Here is a 14956-nt window from a genome sequence, read left to right as displayed (position 1 = left end):
TCCCATTCCCGTCTTGGCCATCGTCCAGTTCCCGCTCAGGCTCACCGGACGGCGCATGCTCGCGCCGTCGGTCGCGCACCTCACCTTTTCCCGCGACGACGGGCAGCCGCTGGATTTCATCCCCGGACAGTTCATCCAGGTGCACTTCCAGTACGCGGACGGCACGCCGACCAAGCGCTCGTATTCGCTGGCGACGATCCACGACCACGCGCTGGGGCCGGGCGATGCGGTGGAGATCGCGGTCAGCTACGTGCCAGGGGGCGCGGCGACCGCGCTGTTCGAGAACCTCGCGGAAGGCGGCACGGTGCAGGCCAGCGGTCCGTTCGGGCGCTTCTGCCTGATGCCGAACGATGCCAACCGCCGCTACCTGCTGATCGGGACCGGCACCGGCGTGACCCCGTACCGCGCCATGCTGCCCCTGCTGGAGAAGGCGATCGCCGAACGCGGCATCGAGGTCGTGCTGCTGTTCGGCGCGCGCAGCCCGGCCGAGCTGCTGTACGGCGACGAGTTCCGCGCCTTCGCGCGACGCAATCCCGGCTTCCGCTTCGTGCCCTGCTTCTCGCGGGAACTTCCGGAGGCGGGCTCGCCGCAGGCGCATGCGGACGTGCGCTCCGGCTATGTGCAGCAGTTCCTGGCCGAGTTCGCGCCCGATGCCGGGGGCGACATCGCCTACCTGTGCGGCAACCCGAACATGGTCGACGCCTGCTTCGAGGCGCTGAAGGACGCGGGCCTGCCGGTACCGCGGATCCGCCGCGAGAAGTACGTCAGCAGCAAGTAGGCGCAGGTCCGCCGAGGACGCACCGCCTGGCCCCGCGGCCCGGGCGTCGCCGGGGAGGCCGCAATCGCGGGCGCGTGCATGGATGTCGGTCCACGGCGGCATGTCAAGCTTGCTTGACACGGCCGGCGCGCGGCGGCATCCTGATGTCAAGCTTCCTTGACAACGGGATCGCGATGTCCCTGCCACTACTTCCCGCCGGGCTGCGCCCATGCGCATGAGCGGCCGCGCCGTCACCCTCGGGCTGGCGCTGCTGCTGGGCGCGCCTGGGGTGGCCCGCCTGGTCGCCCCCGGCCTGCTGCCGGGACTGGATCGCGGGTCGGCCGTGGTGCTGTGCGTCGGAGCGCTGCTGATCGGCGCGATGTGCCTGACCAACCGGGACCCGATGGGCATCGACGTCGCGTCGCCACCGGTCGCCCGCCGCTACCTGCTCGAGGGCGGCATGGCGATGCTGGCCTACGTACTGGCGCTGGCGACTTCGCTCTGGCTGCTCAAGCGGGTCGATCCGATGCCGCTGCGGGCGGCGGTCGCGCTGCTACCGCTGCTGCCGATCGTGGCCGCCCTGCTGGCGATGGCGCGCTACCTGCGCGCGCTCGACGAGCTGCAGCAGCGCATCGAGCTCGTCTCGCTCGCCGTCGCCTCGGGGGTAGTCTCGCTGCTGTACATGGCCGGCGGCCTGCTGCAGTCGGCGCGGCTGGTCGAGATCGCGGCCCGCGACGCGATGATCTGGGTCTTCCCGCTGATCTGCGCCGCCTACGGCGTGGGTCGCGGCGCCATCGCGCGGCGTTACGAATGAGTGCGCGATGAGGAACCGCGTCCGCGAACTGCGCGAGGCGCACGGCTGGTCACAAGCGCAGCTCGGCGAGCGTCTCGAAGTGTCGAGACAGACCATCAACTCGATCGAAACCGGCAAGTACGATCCCAGCCTGCCGCTGGCGTTCCGGATCGCGGCCGTGTTCGACGCCACCATCGAATCGATTTTCTTCCCGGAGACTTCCGCATGAAGCGCCTGCTCTACCTGGTCCCCCTCGCCGGCAGCCTGATGCTGGCGTCCTGCGACGGCGGCGGCGGCCGCGGCACCGGCCCGCAGGCCGACGCGCAGGGTCGCGTGCACTACGGCGAACTCGCGTTCGAGCCCTGCTCCCTGCCCGGTCCCGGCAACAACGCGGTCGAGGCGCAGTGCGGCACGCTCGAGGTGCCCGAGAACCACGACGCGCCCGATGGACGCCGCATCGCGCTGGCGATCGCGCTGGTGCCGGCCAAGGGCATGGCCGAGGCCGATCCGATCTTCATGATCGCCGGCGGCCCGGGACAGTCGGCGCTGGAGAGCTACCCGTCGGTCGCCGAGGCCTTCGCCGACGCGCGTCGCAACCGCCACGTGGTGCTGGTGGACGCGCGCGGCACCGGCGGCTCCAACCCGCTGCACTGTCCGGACTTCAACAACGAGGAGGTGCTGGCGGATCCGGAGAACGACAGCATCGAGGCGCTGGTGCGGCTGACCGAGGCCTGCCGCGACACGCTGCAGGAGAGCAGCGACCTGCGCTTCTACACCACCGGCGACCACGTCCGCGACCTCGACCTGGTGCGGAGCCGCCTGGGCGTCGAAAAGATCAACCTGGTCGGCGTGTCCTACGGCACGCGCGTGGCGCAGCAGTACGCGGCCGCATACCCGCAGCACACGCGCACCGTGGTGCTCGACTCGGTGGTGCCCAACTCGCTGGTGCTCGGTCTCGACCACGCGCGCAACCTGGAGGATGCGCTGGATGCGCAGTTCCAGCGCTGCCGCGCCAGCGAGGCCTGCCTGGCCAACCTCGGCGACCCGCGCCAGCAGCTGACCGTGGTGCGCGAGCGGCTGCAGGCCGGCGGTATCGCGCCGGTGCGCTACCGCGACCCCGTCTCCGGTGAGTGGCGCGAGGAAGTGCCGCGGTACGTGCACCTGGCCAGCCTGCTGCGCCTGTACGCCTACCAGCCGTCGATGGCGGCCACCTTGCCGCTGGTGCTGCACGAGGCCTCGCAGCAGCGCTACGAAAGCCTGCTGGCGCAGTCGCGCATGCTCGCCGGGCAGATGGGCGACGCGATGGCGGTCGGCATGGGCCTGTCGGTGAGCTGCAGCGAGGACGCCGACGAGTTCGGCGAAGCCGGCGCGGACGACGCGGGCACCGTGCTCGGCCCGATCCTGGTCGACACCCTGCGCGCGCAGTGCGCGGTGTGGCCGAAGGGCACGCGCAGCGAGCGCTTCCGCGACCCGCTGGCGGGCGACCTGCCGGTGCTCGCGATCAGCGGCGAGTACGACCCGGTCACCCCGCCCCGCTACGGCGACGAGGTGGTCCAAGGGCTGCCCAATGGCCGCCACTTGGTGCTGCCGGGCCAGGGCCACAGCGTGCTCGGCACCGGCTGCATGCCCAAGCTGTTCGCGCAGTTCGTCGAAGGCGCCGATGCGTCCGCGCTCGACGCCACCTGCCTGGAGCGCCTGAGCGCGCAGCCGCCGTTCGCCGGCAACTACGGCTGGGAGCCGTAATCGCGCTGTGCGCTCCACACCCCATTCGAGAACACGGACCTTCCCATGATCCGCATCGACAACCTGCATAAATCGTTCAAGAGCAAGACCGGCACCGTGCACGCGGTGAAGGGCGTCGGCTTCGAGGCGCGCGACGGCGAGATCACCGGGCTGCTCGGCCCCAACGGCGCCGGCAAGACCACCACGCTGCGCATGCTCTACACCCTGATGTCGCCCGACCAGGGCCGGATCGAGGTCGACGGCATCGACGTCGCCGCGGATCCGACCGCGGTGCGCCAGCGCCTGGGCGTGCTGCCCGACGCGCGCGGCATCTACAAGCGACTGACCGCGCGCGAGAACATCGCCTACTTCGGCCGCCTGCACGGGCTGGACGAGGCGACCATCCGCGAGCGCACCGCGGCGATGGCGAAGACCCTGGTGATGGAGGACTTCCTCGACCGCCGCACCGAGGGCTTCAGCCAGGGCCAGCGCACCAAGACCGCGATCGCGCGCGCGCTGGTGCACGCGCCGCGCAACGTGATCCTCGACGAACCGACCAACGGCCTGGACGTGATGACCACGCGCGGGCTGCGCAGCTTCCTGCGCGGGCTGCGCGACGAAGGCCGCTGCGTGATCTTCTCCAGCCACATCATGCAGGAGGTCGCCGCCCTGTGCGATCGCATCGTGGTGGTCGCGCACGGCGAGGTGCGCGCGGTGGGATCGCCGGATCAACTGCGCGAGCAGACGGGACTGTCCGACCTGGAGGACGTGTTCGTCCGCCTGGCCGGCCTCGAGGGAGAAGCCGCATGAGCATGAGTGCGATCTGGACCGTCGCGAAGAAGGAGCTGGTGGACCTGTTCCGCGACCGCAAGACCATGGCGCTGGGCCTGCTGATGGGCCCGATCCTGATCCCGGCGCTGATCCTGGGCCTGGGCGCGATGGCCGAGAAGAAGATGCGGACCCAGCTCGAATCGACGCTGGAGCTGCCGGTGGTCGGCGCCGAACACGCGCCCAACCTGGTCGCCTTCCTCAAGGGCCGCAACATCGACACGATCGATGCCCCGCAGGATCCCGAAGGCGCGGTGCGCAGCCAGGACTTCGACGTGGTGCTGAAGATCGACCCGGAGTTCGGCGAGCGCTGGCGGGGCAGCCGGCCGGCGCGCGTCGAGCTGATCTACGACAGTTCGCGCCAGGATTCGCAGATCCCGGTCAACCGCGTGCGCGGCGTGCTGCTCGAGTACAGCCGCACGGTCGGCGTGCTGCGCGGGATCAACCGCGGGGTCAGTCCCGAGGCCGGATTCGCGGTGCAGGTCGGCCAGCGCGACGTGGCCACGCCCGAGGCGCGGCGCGGGATGCTGCTGGCGTTCCTGCCCTACCTGCTGATCCTGCTGAGCTTCCTCGGCGGCGCGGCGCTGGTGATCGACGTGACCGCGGGCGAGCGCGAGCGGCAGTCGCTGGAGCCGCTGCTGGCCACGCCGGCGGCGCGCGCGTCGATCATGAGCGGCAAGATCCTCGCCGCCTGCCTGTTCGGCATGCTCTCGCTGCTGCTGGTGGTGCTGTCGCTGAAGTTCTCCTTCCAGCTGGCGCCGGGCCCGATGCAGTTGGTGGACGTGTCCACGCCGGTGATCGCCAAGCTGCTGCTGGTGCTGCTGCCGATGGTGCTGATCGGCACCACCCTGCTGACCCTGATCGCGGCCAGCGTGAAGTCGGTCAAGGAGGCGCAGAGCTACATGAGCGTGCTGATGTTCCTGCCGGTGATCCCCACCATCGTGCTGATGGTGAACCCGGTGAAGAACCAGCTCTGGCAGTTCGCGGTGCCGTTCCTGGCGCAGAACCAGATGATCTTGAAGCTGGTGCGCAGCGAGGCGGTGGCCGCGCAGGAATGGGCGGTGTACCTGGGCGCGGGCTTCGGACTGGCGCTGGTGCTGTGGCTGCTGGCCGCCCGCCTGTACCACCGGGAGAAGCTGGCGATCTCGGCCTGACGCGGCCGCGCCGCGGGCGTCCGGCCGGGTGCCGGACCAGAAAAAAAGCCCGGCGAGCGCCGGGCTTTTTTCGTTGCGACGGACGGACCGGTTACTGGGTCGGATTGAAGTTGATGGTGCGGCGGGTGGTGACCGGCGCGCCCACCGGTTCGAAGCGCCAGCGACGCACCGCGTTGACCGCCTCGCGGTCGAAGACGCGCGGCGGATTGGCGCGCACCACGCGCACGCCGTCCACGGAGCCGTCGACGCCGACCGTGAACTCGACCTGCACTTCGCCGGACGTGCCCGCCCGCAGCGCGTCGGGCGGATAGCGCGGTGCCGGCGTGCTGATCGGGCGCAGGTCGCTGGCGGCCGCCGCGGCCGGACGCGGCGCGGCCTGGCGTGCCGCCTCCTGGCGCGCGGCTTCCTGGCGCGCCGCCTCCTGCCGCGCGGCTTCCTGGCGGGCGGCCTCCTGTCGCGCGGCTTCCTGGCGGGTGGCCTCCTGCTGCGCGGCCGCCTGCTGGGCGGCGAGATCGCGCGCCGCCTGCTCCTGGGCTTGGCGCTGCTGTTCCTGGCGCTCGCGCTCGAGCTGCTGGCGGCGCTCGGCCTCCTGCTCGGCGGTGAGCTGCTCCTGCTGCGCACGCCGGGCGGCGTCGGTCTCGGCGCTGGCGATCGTGTTCTTGAGCCGCTCGACCGCAGGGTAGGACGAGTCGGTCTTTTCGATCAGCGCGAGCAGGCGGCGGGCCTCGGCGAAGTCGCCGCGGTCGCGGCTCTGCTCGGTCGCGATCACGGTCATCGGCAGCAGGTCGACCAGGGCGCTTGCGACGCCGGCGTTGGCCGGCTCCTTGTCGCGCAATGCGAGGTAGTACTCCATCGCGTTGTCGCCGCCAGGCGCGTAGAGGCGGCTTTCCTGGTAGGCCTTGGAGGCGGCTTCCCGCAGTTCGTCCGAGCTGAGCGCGGCGACCTCGGCCGATACGGCCTCTGCGGGCTGTTGCTCCGCGGCGGGTCCCTGCGTTCCCGCCGCAGGGGCGGCGCCCGGCGCCGGCGCGGGCTCGTCCTTGCCGCAGGAAGCCAGGGTGGCGAGGGCCAGAGCGAGCGCGGTGCCGGTGAGCAGCCGACGCGGCCCCCTCCGGCCGCCCGCGGTGGTGTTGGTGGACATCGATTTCCCCTGTTGAGACGGATCCCGTGTGCGTCTAGGACGCGACAGCGCGCCTGGTTTGTCAACCGGCGCGGCCGGTCCTGCCGAGTCTGGCTGGCCCGGTGCCCGGGAAACTGTGATGGAGTTTGCGAAAGACGCCCGGACGGGCGCGCCGCCGCTACTTGCCGATGCAGAAGGTCGAGAAGATCCGGCCCAGCAGGTCGTCGGGCAGGGTGCGCCCGGTGATCTCGCCCAGGGCGTCATGGCCGAGGCGCAGCGCCTCGGCGGCGAGGTCGAGCTGCTCGTGGGCGAGTACGGTGGCCGCATCGGCCAGCGCCTGCGCGGCGCGGTGCAGGGCATCGAGATGGCGCGCCCGGGCGGTGAACACGCCCTCCGCCGGCGCGCTGCCCTCGGCGGCCTCGCGCAGCCGCGCGTGCAGCGCTTCGAGCCCGGCGCCGGTACGCGCCGAGACCGCGATCGCGCCGGCCTGCAGGGACGGCGTGCCGACCAGGTCGCACTTGTTGTGGATCAGGATGCGCTGCGGCACCCCGGCGATGTCGGCCGCGACCGCGCGCAGCCCGGCGTCGGCCTCGCGCGCGTCGAGCACCACCAGGGCCAGGTCGGCGCGCCGCAGCTCGGCGCGGGCGCGGCGCATGCCCTCGCGCTCGATCGCATCGCCGTCCTCGCGCAGCCCGGCGGTATCGACCAGGTTGAGCTCGAAGCCGTCGATGCGCAGCGTTTCGTGCAGCAGGTCGCGGGTGGTGCCGGCGATGTCGGTCACGATGGCGCGCTCGCTGCCGGCCAGCGCGTTGAGCAGCGAACTCTTGCCGGCGTTGGGCGGACCGACGATCACCGCGTGCAGGCCGTCGCGCAGCTTGCGGCCGCGCGCGGCGGCGGCCTGCAGCGCGTCCAGGTCGGCGCGCGCCTCGTCCAGCCCCCTGCGCAGGGCCGGGCCGCCGAGCGTGTCGATCGGTTCGTCGGCGAAGTCGATTGCCGCCTCGACATGCACGCGCAGCCGCAGCACGCGTTCGGCCAGCGCGTCCACGCGCCGGGAAAACTCGCCGTCGAGCGCGCGCCGCGCGGCACGTGCGGCGCGCTCGTCGCCGGCGGCGATCAGGTCGGCCACGGCCTCGGCCTGGGCCAGGTCGAGGCGGCCGTTGAGGTAGGCGCGCTCGCTGAATTCCCCGGGCCGCGCGATGCGCGCGCCCAGCGCGCAACAGCGGGCCAGCAGTTGCCGCAGCACCGGCGCGCTGCCGTGGGCCTGCAGCTCGACCACGTCCTCGCCGGTGTAGCTGGACGGGCCGACGAAGGCCAGGACGATGCCGTCGTCGAGCACCGTGCCGTCGTGGTCCCGGAAGCGCACGTGGTGCGCATGCCGCGGCTGCAGCCGCCGCGCGCACAGCGCCTGGCCGATCGCCAGCGCGGCCGGGCCCGACATCCGCACGATGCCCACGCCGCCGGCCCCGGCAGGGGTGGCGATGGCGGCGATGGTGTCGGCGGGGGGAGGCGCGGCGTTCATGGCGTCGCAAGCGCGAAGCCCGCCGGGCGGCGGGCTTCGGCAGGCATCAGGCCTTGGCCGGCGCGTCGCCGTACTTGCGCAGCATGTACCACTGCTGGAGCAGGCCGAGGCCGCCGTTGGTGACCCAGTACAGCACCAGGCCGGCCGGGAAGAACACCATCATGACGCCGAACACCACCGGCATCATCTGCATCATGCGCTGCTGCATCGGGTCCATGCCGGTCATCGGCGAGATTTTCTGCGTGGCCCACATCACCGCGATGTTGATCACCGGCAGGATGAACCAGGGATCGCGCGCGGTCAGGTCCTGGATCCAGCCGATCCACGGCGCATGGCGCAGTTCCACCGATTCGAGCAGCACCCAGTACAGGGCGAAGAAGATCGGCATCTGCAGCAGCACCGGCAGGCAGCCGCCCGCGGGATTGATCTTCTCCTTCTTGTACAGCTCCATCATCGCGACCTGGTACTTCTGCCGGTCGTCGCCGTAGCGTTCCTTGAGCTGCTGCATGCGCGGCTGGAACTTGCGCATCTTGGCCATCGACTTGTACTGGGCGGTCGCCAGCGGGAACAGCAGGATCTTGACCAGCACCACCAGGCCGACGATCGCCCAGCCCCAGTTGCCGAACAGGCCGTGCAGCTTCTCCAGCACCCAGAACAGGCCCTCGCCCAGCCAGGCCATGATCGAGAAGCGGCTGTAGTCGACCACGCGGTCCAGGCCCGGCACCTGCTGCGCCTTGATCTGGCCGACCAGCTTGGGGCCGACCCACAGCCGGGCGGTGTCCACCGCCTGCTGGCCCGGGGCGACCACGACCGGGGCGCTGGCCATCTCGCGGATCAGGTAGCGCGGCGCGCCGCTGCTGGTGTCGGTGTCGAGGGTGATCGCGTTCTTCGCGCCGCCCGACTCGCCCGGCAGCCAGGCACCGAAGAAGTGGTGCTGGACGAAGGCGATCCAGGTGTTGCTGTCGGTGGCGTTGATCGCCCCGTCTTCGTAATCGGTGAACCAGCGGCGCGCGTAGCCGCCTTCGTCGCCGTACCAGGTCGCGCCGGTCAGGCTGAACGACTCCGGGTTGGTCATGCCGCGCTTGACGTTGGGCGTGCCGCGCAGCAGCTGGCGGTAGGCGTAGCCCTGCCACGGCTGGCTGCCGGTGTTGACGATCTCGTCGCGCACGCCGATCGCGTACTCGCCGCGCTTGAGCACATAGCTGCGGCGGATCTCCACGCCGTCCGGGCCGCGCCAGACGAAGGGCACGACCAGCTGATCCTGGCCGGGGGCGAGCACGAAGCTGCGTTCGTCGCCGGCCGGCACGAAACCCTGCTCGTGGTTCGGCGCCGGGCCGCCGGTGCTGACCCAGCCGCTCTGCGCGGCGTAGTAGTGCTGCGGGGCGCTGTCGAACAGCACCACCGGCGGGCTGGCCTCGTCGCGGGTCTGCGGATAGGCCAGCAGCTCGGCGCGCAGCACGCTGCCGCCGTCGATGGCCAGACGCAGCACGTCGGTCTCCACCTGCACGGCGCCCGCGCGCGCCGGCGTGGCGCTGCTCTCGGGCACGGCGCCTGGCGCCTGCGGCACCGCCGGGGCGGCCGGCACGCCGCCCTGGGCGAGTACAGGCGAAGCCGGGATCGCGCTGCCGGAGGCGAGTTCGGTCGCGGCCGGTTCCGGCGCCGGCGGCGCGGCCTGCTCCTTGTTCCATTCCATCCACAGCAGGACCGACACCATCAGCCAGGCAACGATCAGGAAGGTGCGGGTCTGGTTCATCGGACAGGCAGGCTCATTCGCCGGACGGACGCGGCGTGGTGGAAGGAGGCGGGGAGGCCGGGCGGGAATTCGCGGCGGGCATTGTGCCGTCCGCTGCCGGGGGCGGCAACGCACCGGCGCGCCGCAGCAGGCTCGCCATGGCCTCGCGCAGTTGCATGGAACTGGCGGTCGCGGCGGGCGGGCGGGCGACCAGGACATAGGCGCCCGCGGGCAGCGCGGCGCGGCGCTGGCGGAACTCGTCCCGCAGGATGCGCTTGATGCGGTTGCGGCCGACGGCGCGGCGGTCGACCTTGCGCGACACCGCCAGTCCCAGGCGCGGCGCCTGGCCATCGGCCAGCCAGTGCAGGGCCAGCATCGGCAGCGCGACGCGGCGCCCGCCCTGGAAGATCAGGTCGAAATCGGCGCGCGCGCGTACCCGCGCCTGCCGCGGGAAACCGGCGTCGATCATCGATGGGACATGTCCCGGCCGGTCATGCGGCCGGGCTGCAACGACTCGGCGCGGTTCAGGCCGACAGGCGCTTGCGGCCCTTGGCGCGGCGACGGGCCAGGATCTTGCGGCCGTCTGCGGTCGCCATGCGGGCACGGAAGCCGTGGTCGCGCTTGCGCTTGAGGTTGCTGGGCTGGTAGGTGCGCTTGGTGGCCATGGCGTGGTCTGACGTGCAGCGGGCGGAAAGAACCGGCAATTCTAGCGACCTCCCCCCGGCAGGGTCAAGCAGCCCTGGCAGGCGACCCTCCGCCGGCGGATGCGCGGTACGGGGTCGGGTGGTAGTCTGCCCTCCCCTTTTCGACCTCCCGACCGGCCGCAGCCGCGCGCCGGGCGCGTCTGTTTTCCACCTTTGTTTTCCACCAAGACAGCGACACGAAGTTCTATGGATGCCTGGCCCCGCTGCCTCGAACGCCTGGAAGCCGAACTGCCGGCCGAGGATGTGCACACCTGGCTCAAGCCGCTGCAGGCGCGCCGCGACGACAGCCGCACCGTGCTGTATGCGCCCAACGCCTTCGTGCGCGACGAGGTCGAAAGCCGCTACCTGCAGCGCATCCGCGAGCTGCTGGCCCATTTCGCCGGCAGCGGCGACGTCCAGCTGGAGATCGGATCGCTGCCGCGCACCACGCCGGCCCCGGTCCCGACCGCGGCAGTCGCCGCCGCGCCAGCGGCGCGCCCGGCGCCGGCGGTGGCCTTCGCCGGCCACCTGGATAGCCACTACACCTTCGAGAACTTCGTCGAGGGACGCAGCAACCAGCTCGGCCGCGCCGCCGCCTGGCAGGCCGCGCTCAAGCCCGGCGACCGCGCCCACAATCCGCTGCTGCTCTACGGCGGCACCGGCCTGGGCAAGACCCACCTGATGTTCGCGGCCGGCAACGCCATGCGCCAGGCCAATCCGTCGGCGCGCGTGCTGTACCTGCGCTCGGAAGAGTTCTACAGCGCCTTCTTCCGCTCGATCCAGGAGAAGACCTCCGACCAGTTCAAGCGCCAGTTCCGCCAGATCGATGCGCTGCTGATCGACGACATCCAGTTCTTCGCGGGCAAGGACCGCACCCAGGAAGAGTTCTTCCACACCTTCAACACGCTGTTCGACAGCCGCCAGCAGATCATCATGACCTGCGACCGCTACCCGCGCGAGGTCGAAGGCCTGGAGCCGCGGCTGAAGTCGCGCCTGGCCTGGGGCCTGTCGGTGGCGATCGACCCGCCGGATTTCGAGACGCGCGCGGCGATCGTGCTGGCCAAGGCGCGCGAGCGCGGCACGATGGTGCCCGACGAGGTCGCCTTCCTGCTGGCCAAGAAGATGCACGGCAACGTGCGCGACCTCGAGGGCGCGCTCAACTCGCTGGCCGCGCGCGCCAACTTCACCGGTCGCACCATCACCGTCGAGTTCGCCCAGGAGACCCTGCGCGACCTGCTGCGCGCGCAGCAGCAGTCGATCGGCATCCCCAACATCCAGAAGGTCGTGGCCGACTACTACGGGCTGCAGATCAAGGACCTGCTGTCCAAGCGGCGCACGCGCTCGCTGGCGCGCCCGCGGCAGATGGCGATGGCGCTGGCCAAGGAGCTGACCGAGCACAGCCTGCCCGAGATCGGCGATGCCTTCGCCGGCCGCGACCACACCACCGTCCTGCACGCCTGCCGCCAGATCCGCAATCTGATGGAGACCGACGGCAAGCTGCGCGAGGACTGGGACAAGCTCATCCGCAAGCTGTCCGAATAACGGCGGCCGGTCGCCGGCGACGCCGTCGCGACGCATCCGCGGGGACGTGCCCGCGCAGGCGTGCGCGTTGCGGTGGCGGCGATGTCTGTCCATGCGCGGCAGCCCGGACGCCGGCCATGGCCGCGCGCTCCGGCGCGTCGCCACCTGCAGCGACGCGCCCCCCGCGACCATCCGGCCCGCCGCCATCGCGCACACCCCTCCACCGACGCTTCGTCCGATCGGACGCGGCCGTGTACGCCCTCCGCTGCCGCGGGCCGGCCGCCGACGCCTGCGGTCTACGCGACCGCGGCCCCGCAGCGCCTGTGCAGCGGACGCGGCCCTGGGCACCGCTTCGGACCTGGACGCCACCGGCCTGCAGCCACCGCTGGAGGCTGCCCTGGCGCCGAAGCCACGCCACGTGCCCCTCATGCATGGCGCTGCGCTGGCCCCTGCAACCTTCGTTACACTACATGTTGTGTGTTCGTGGACAGCGTCCGCACAAGCTGTGGACAAGTGCAGGGGGTCGAAACCATCCACAGCTTGCCCAGACCGGGCCGCCGTCCTTGTCCACACCCGCATCCAGCCATAATTTCCAGCGAAATCAAACAGTTATCTGTGTTGTGCCCGCTGTGCAGGCCCCCCAGCACCACCGCTTTTAAAGTTCTTATCCTTTTCTAGAAGCCTTGCCACAGGAATCCAACGCATGCGTTTCAGCCTGCAACGCGAAGCTCTCCTGAAGCCGCTCGCGCAAGTGGTCAACGTCGTCGAGCGTCGCCAGACCCTGCCCGTGCTGGCCAACCTGCTCACCCAGGTCTCGGGTGGACAGCTCTCGCTGACCGGTACCGACCTGGAAGTCGAGATGGTCTCGCGTGTCGCGGTCGACGATGCCCAGGATGGCGAGACCACGATTCCCGCGCGCAAGCTGTTCGACATCGTGCGCGCCCTTCCGGACGGCTCGAAGGTCACCCTGAGCCAGTCGGGCGACAAGATCACGGTGCAGGCCGGCCGCAGCCGCTTCACGCTGTCCAGCCTGCCGGCCAACGACTTCCCCTCGGTGGACGAGGTCGAGGCGACCGAGCGGGTCAGCGTGCCGGAGACCGCGCTCAAGGAGCTGATCGAGCGCACCGCGTTCGCCATGGCCCAGCAGGACGTGCGTTACTACCTCAACGGCCTGCTGTTCGACCTGGCCGACAAGCGCCTGCGCTGCGTCGCCACCGACGGCCACCGCCTCGCCCTGTGCGAGACCGCCCTGGACGACGCGGTGCCGACCAAGCGCCAGATCATCGTGCCGCGCAAGGGTGTGCAGGAACTGCAGCGCCTGCTGGAGGGCGGGGACCGCGCCGTCGTGCTGGAAATGGGCCGCAACCACATCCGCATCAAGCGCGACGATGTCACTTTCACCAGCAAGCTGATCGACGGCCGCTTCCCGGATTACGAGGCCGTGATCCCGATCGGCGCGGACCGGGAAGTGCTGATCGACCGCGAGGCCCTGCGCGCCTCGCTGCAGCGCGCCGCGATCCTGTCCAACGAGAAGTACCGCGGGGTGCGGCTGGAAATGTCGCCGGGCCTGGTCCGGATCAACGCGCACAACCCTGAGCAGGAAGAAGCGCAGGAAGAAGTCGAGGCCGAGACCCGCGTCGACGGGCTGGCCGTCGGCTTCAACGTCAACTACCTGCTCGACGCCCTCTCGGCCCTGCGCGACGAACAGGTGGTCCTGCAGCTGCGCGACGCGAATTCTTCCGCCCTGGTCCGTGAGGCGTCGAGCGAGCGCTGTCGGCACGTGGTGATGCCGCTGCGCCTCTGATGGCCGGGCGCGTGTTCCACGTGGAACCACCGCTTCGCCCGGCTTCGGCCGGGCGAAGTCGTTTGGTGACGGTGGATCGGCCCCGGTCGACGTTCGCGGAGCCCCCCCCATGCAGCTGACGCGGCTGGTGGTCTCCGGAGTCCGCAATCTCCAGCCCCTGGAGCTGGCGCCGGGGCCGCAGCTCAATCTCGTCGTGGGCGCAAACGGCGCAGGCAAAACCAGCCTGCTGGAAGCCATCCACCTGCTTGCCTACGGGCGGAGTTTCCGCGGGCGCGTGCGCGACGGCCTGGTGCGTACCGGCGCCGAGGCGGCCGAGGTGTTCGCCGAATGGGCGGAGCCCGGCGGCGTACGTCGCCGGGCCGGGCTGCGCCATACCGGGCAGGAGTGGACCGGGCGGCTGGACGGAGAGGCCGTCCGGCAGCTGGGCGACCTGTGCGCGGCGTTGGCCGCCGTCAGCTTCGAGCCAGGCAGCCATACCCTGGTGACCGGCAGCGCCGAGGCGCGTCGCCGCTACCTGGATTGGGGCTTGTTCCACGTGGAACATGGCGAGGGCCGGTTCCATCCCCTGTGGCGCCGCTATGCGAGGGCGCTGAAGCAGCGCAACGTCCTGCTCAAGCAGCGCGCACCGGGCCATCAGCTCGACGCCTGGGATGCCGAGCTTGCGTCGGCTGGCGAGCATCTGGACCAGGAGCGTCGCCGGTACGTGGAGCGCCTGCAGCCGCGTTTCGCGGCGCTGTCCGCCTCCCTGGCCCCCGGTCTGGGCGAGGCGGGACTCGACTACCGCCCGGGGTGGCGCCGGGACCAGATGCCACTGGCCGATGCCCTCCTGCTCGCGCGGGAGCGCGACCAGGTCGCCGGCTTCACTTCGGTCGGCCCGCACCGGGCGGACTGGCGCGTGGGCCACCTGCTGCGCCCCGCGCAGGAGGCCCTCTCCCGGGGCCAGGCCAAGCTGACTGCCCTCGCCTGCCTGCTGGCGCAGGCGGAGGACTTTGCCGACGTGCGTGGTCACTGGCCGGTGTTCCTGCTCGACGATCTGGCGTCGGAGCTCGACCGGGACCATCAGAGGCGCCTGCTGGAGCGCCTTCGGGGCAGCGGGGCCCAGGTTTTCGTGACCGGAACCGACCCGATCCCCGCCCTTCTGGAAGCAGACTGGCCGATCGCCATGTTCCACGTGGAACATGGCAGGCTGCGCGCGGCCTGAATCGCCTACCAAGCCCGTGCTGGCGCGCGGAGAGCCCGGCCCAAGCCCTGCGGCGGGCGCGGTATAATTCCCGCTTCCGTTCCAATAACTAAAGTGTCGCGTCGGCGGGCCTGTCCGGCCGTCGA

General features: G+C 71.1%; 14 protein-coding genes. 9 read left to right on the top strand and 5 right to left on the bottom strand.

All coding sequences use genetic code 11. From position 1 onward, the window contains the following. Positions 1-13: 13 nt before the first annotated feature. The 6 genes from ACFQ2D_RS04925 to ACFQ2D_RS04900 all read left to right on the top strand — a co-directional run bounded on the left by ACFQ2D_RS04925 (position 14) and on the right by ACFQ2D_RS04900 (position 5254). The gene (locus ACFQ2D_RS04925) at positions 14-778 is read left to right on the top strand and encodes a ferredoxin--NADP reductase (protein WP_386795555.1); all 765 of its coding nucleotides are present in this window, start codon (positions 14-16) and stop codon (positions 776-778) included. Between the two features lie 214 nt (positions 779-992). Next, a complete protein-coding gene (locus ACFQ2D_RS04920; RefSeq protein ID WP_280943655.1) occupies positions 993-1571 on the top strand; it encodes a hypothetical protein in 579 nt (192 codons plus the stop codon). Positions 1572-1578: 7 nt separating this feature from the next. Continuing rightward, positions 1579-1779 carry a helix-turn-helix transcriptional regulator gene (locus ACFQ2D_RS04915; protein WP_280943656.1) on the top strand — a complete coding sequence of 67 codons (201 nt, stop codon included), beginning with the start codon at positions 1579-1581 and terminating at the stop codon, positions 1777-1779. Further along, positions 1776-3293 (top strand): alpha/beta hydrolase, encoded by a 1518-nt coding sequence (locus ACFQ2D_RS04910; RefSeq protein ID WP_280943658.1) that lies wholly within the window; start codon positions 1776-1778, stop codon positions 3291-3293. Before ACFQ2D_RS04915 ends, ACFQ2D_RS04910 begins: the two co-directional genes overlap by 4 nt. A gap of 45 nt (positions 3294-3338) precedes the next feature. Continuing rightward, positions 3339-4082 carry an ABC transporter ATP-binding protein gene (locus tag ACFQ2D_RS04905; protein WP_280943659.1) on the top strand — a complete coding sequence of 248 codons (744 nt, stop codon included), beginning with the start codon at positions 3339-3341 and terminating at the stop codon, positions 4080-4082. After that, positions 4079-5254 carry an ABC transporter permease gene (locus ACFQ2D_RS04900; RefSeq protein WP_280943660.1) on the top strand — a complete coding sequence of 392 codons (1176 nt, stop codon included), beginning with the start codon at positions 4079-4081 and terminating at the stop codon, positions 5252-5254. The genes ACFQ2D_RS04905 and ACFQ2D_RS04900 overlap by 4 nt, the downstream gene beginning before the upstream one ends. Positions 5255-5345: 91 nt before the next feature. Here ACFQ2D_RS04900 and ACFQ2D_RS04895 read toward each other — a convergent pair whose 3' ends face one another. From ACFQ2D_RS04895 to rpmH, 5 genes are all read right to left on the bottom strand, one after another. Next, positions 5346-6392, bottom strand: a complete 1047-nt coding sequence (locus ACFQ2D_RS04895) for an energy transducer TonB (RefSeq protein WP_280943661.1) — start codon at positions 6390-6392, stop codon at positions 5346-5348. 157 nt (positions 6393-6549) lie between these two features. Further along, on the bottom strand, positions 6550-7890 hold the full coding sequence (mnmE, locus tag ACFQ2D_RS04890) for a tRNA uridine-5-carboxymethylaminomethyl(34) synthesis GTPase MnmE (protein WP_280943662.1): 1341 nt from the start codon (positions 7888-7890) through the stop codon (positions 6550-6552). Positions 7891-7936: 46 nt separating this feature from the next. After that, complete coding sequence (yidC, locus tag ACFQ2D_RS04885) at positions 7937-9643, bottom strand: membrane protein insertase YidC (protein WP_280943663.1); 1707 nt, start codon at positions 9641-9643, stop codon at positions 7937-7939. A gap of 13 nt (positions 9644-9656) precedes the next feature. Further along, positions 9657-10091 carry a ribonuclease P protein component gene (gene rnpA, locus ACFQ2D_RS04880; protein ID WP_280943664.1) on the bottom strand — a complete coding sequence of 145 codons (435 nt, stop codon included), beginning with the start codon at positions 10089-10091 and terminating at the stop codon, positions 9657-9659. A 55-nt stretch (positions 10092-10146) separates the two neighbouring features. Then, positions 10147-10287 carry a 50S ribosomal protein L34 gene (gene rpmH / locus ACFQ2D_RS04875; protein WP_027070414.1) on the bottom strand — a complete coding sequence of 47 codons (141 nt, stop codon included), beginning with the start codon at positions 10285-10287 and terminating at the stop codon, positions 10147-10149. A 225-nt stretch (positions 10288-10512) separates the two neighbouring features. Here rpmH and dnaA point away from each other — a divergent pair, with 225 nt between their 5' ends. The 3 genes from dnaA to recF all read left to right on the top strand — a co-directional run bounded on the left by dnaA (position 10513) and on the right by recF (position 14831). Next, positions 10513-11847, top strand: a complete 1335-nt coding sequence (gene dnaA / locus ACFQ2D_RS04870; RefSeq protein ID WP_280943666.1) for a chromosomal replication initiator protein DnaA — start codon at positions 10513-10515, stop codon at positions 11845-11847. 682 nt (positions 11848-12529) lie between these two features. Beyond that, entirely contained in the window at positions 12530-13630 is a 1101-nt protein-coding gene (gene dnaN, locus ACFQ2D_RS04865) for a DNA polymerase III subunit beta (RefSeq protein WP_280943667.1), read from the top strand. Positions 13631-13739: 109 nt separating this feature from the next. Then, positions 13740-14831 (top strand): DNA replication/repair protein RecF, encoded by a 1092-nt coding sequence (gene recF / locus ACFQ2D_RS04860; protein ID WP_280943668.1) that lies wholly within the window; start codon positions 13740-13742, stop codon positions 14829-14831. Positions 14832-14956: the final 125 nt, after the last annotated feature.

Source organism: Luteimonas composti, assembly GCF_042678665.1.
In the GTDB taxonomy this organism is placed as follows: Bacteria; Pseudomonadota; Gammaproteobacteria; order Xanthomonadales; family Xanthomonadaceae; genus Luteimonas; species Luteimonas composti.
Note: the sequence above shows the minus strand (reverse complement) of the source record. Positions and strands in the feature narration are given on the sequence as shown.